The following is a 2,213-nucleotide window of genomic DNA, read 5'->3' as shown; positions in this document are numbered from 1 at the left end:
GCCCGGGATTCCAGTTCCTCCCCGGCGGGCGGCTCCAGCCAACGGTTATAGCACTCTTCAGCAGGGCCATGGAACTGGATATCCCGCACAACTACTTCACCGTCTGGATGATCACCCCGTCCCGGGTACTGGCCGGGAGCCGCCCCGTCGACCACGTGAAGACGGACCCCGCTCCCCTGCTGCGCGTGCTGGAATCCTACCGGTGGCGCTAACGCCGGCCCTTGACGGCGCCGGCGGGGTGCGTAGCGTTGGCCCATGGGACTCATCTACGACAACCCGGACCTCGCCGCCCTGACACTGACCCGGCTCGCCGCCGAAGAATCCGAAGGCCCCGGCGCCCTGGAAGGGCGCATGCGCTCCTACCTCGACGACCTCGGACAGCGCAACGGCACCGGATACCTGGAGCTTGTGGCCATCACCCTCGCACGGATCCATTTCAAATCTTTGGACGATCTGGCCCGGGCCACCGGCGCAGACTCAACAACACTTCTTGATACCGCCGAAACAGAAATCCTGGGGGACCACTAGGCGTCCCCACGCGGCGACATTTCCGCCAGCTTACGGTGTACTAATTTTTCCTGCTTGGATCTCGAGAGCTCCGTCGAGCGCTGATGAGAGGTTCCGCCAGCGTTCCGACCAGTCCTCGAAAGCAACCTGCTCAGCCCGTGCGGTTAGCTTGTTGATAACGCTCTCCTTCTTTCCGTCGACTACTGCGAAGCCCATGAGCGCGTTGTTGGGATCAATGAGGAACTGTTTGAAGTGATTGGGTGAGTCCTTGTGTACTTCAAGGACCCATTCGTCCGGGAATAGCCCCTCGATTGAGAAACCGGACCGCGTGAAGACAAACTCGCGATTTGCAGCAAAAGGATCTCCCGCATTCCCAAAGAACCCTGACAATCCATTGACGGCTTTGATGCCTGCATCATCTCCGTCGAAGAGGCTGATGACGGGTCGTTCTTGCCTCAAAAGGGAGTAATTGGCTCGAAGAAAGCCCGCCAACTCTGATGCTCCGCCTCGGTCCGCAATGTGGGCCCCCCGCAGCGCCGGCCATTCGCATCCTTCCTTACCCTGGGATACGGCCAAGAACCAACGAATGAGATGGCCGTCGGTCTGCCCCTCTACCAGTACCGTTCGCTCACCAAACGAGAAGTAGTCGGAGAAAGCGACTCCCAAGCCCTTTCTAATTGCCTCGGTTGCTTTCTGATGAGACGTGAAAGTCTTCACTACCGTCAGGCCGTCCTCAACTGCAGTCCCGACAACACTGGCCTGATCCTGCGGAACAAAAGCCATGGAGTGGGTTGTGCAGACAAGCGCCGCGGAGTCGGATAATTTGCTCAGCAGCGACAACGCTGACTTCGTGAGTCCTGGGTGGAGGTAGGACTCTGGTTCCTCGATCAGCCAAATGGGAGATTTTCCTCTGAGTTGCTCCTCTTCCGTAACCCACAAGAGCGTGGCCATGAACGCTGCACTCTGAACTCCTTGGCCCTTGCGGTCAAGTCGGGTGCGGAAGGGGTCTTCCATGTAGAAGTCAAAGCCGCTCAACGCGTTCTCGATCGAACCCCCTTCAAAGTCAAATGATGCATGCAGGTTATCGATACCGGCACTCTTAAGGCTGCCGGTGACTTTGGACGCGACGGTTGCGAGCTCTTTCTTCACGTTTTCTAGCTGTGGTTCCAGCGCCCGCACTACGGCTGCCTTCATGAACGGAACTAGAACATCGCCGTACAGCTCCTTGATGCTCTTGGCGGACGGGATGTAATGAATTTCAAACCTGCTGAGGAGATCAGTCACGAGCTGTCTTTGTATCCAACTGATGTTGGCTTGTTGGCCCTTGTCCCCTGGCCGTCTTTGATTGGGGAAGAACGCATATACCGGACTGCCTGTGCCCGAAAAACTCAAATATAGAGGAAACGAGCTGGTCGTCCTCTCAAGCGAGTACAGGTCGAACAGCTTGTCGAGTGCTTGATAGATCTGCAGATCAGCAATGTCCGCCCCGGCACCACGCCGACACTGCTGTCCGTTCTGTGCCTCGCCGTTGTCGCGTTAACCGCGGCCTGCGCGTCTACTCCACCACTAAGCAGGCCGGCCGACGAGCAAACGGTCACCAAACCGGCCGCCGCCACGGCCGCACCGTCGACCGGCGCCGGACTGTCACCAGGCATGACCCTCGCCCCGGCTCCGCCGATTCCGCCTGCCCCCGGGCAGGGTATAGA

At 58.8% G+C, this 2,213-nt stretch carries 2 protein-coding genes and 1 pseudogene; 2 read left to right on the top strand and 1 reads right to left on the bottom strand.

What is annotated here, in order from left to right:
- Window positions 1-212 (top strand): annotated as a pseudogene (locus Y706_RS24435) (hypothetical protein); the annotation flags it as partial.
- 43 nt (window positions 213-255) lie between these two features.
- Window positions 256-528, top strand: coding sequence for a hypothetical protein (locus tag Y706_RS24430; RefSeq protein WP_043435525.1), 273 nt, complete (start codon window positions 256-258; stop codon window positions 526-528).
- Between the two features lie 30 nt (window positions 529-558).
- Here Y706_RS24430 and Y706_RS24425 read toward each other — a convergent pair whose 3' ends face one another.
- On the bottom strand, window positions 559-1,791 hold the full coding sequence (locus Y706_RS24425; protein WP_052355039.1) for an ATP-dependent nuclease: 1,233 nt from the start codon (window positions 1,789-1,791) through the stop codon (window positions 559-561).
- Window positions 1,792-2,213: the final 422 nt, after the last annotated feature.

Origin of the sequence: Arthrobacter sp. I3 (genome assembly GCF_000520575.1) — a bacterium.
GTDB classification, from domain to species: Bacteria; Actinomycetota; Actinomycetes; order Actinomycetales; family Micrococcaceae; genus Arthrobacter; species Arthrobacter humicola_A.
The sequence above is the reverse complement of the archived record's forward strand: the minus strand, read 5'-3'. Positions and strand labels throughout refer to the sequence as shown.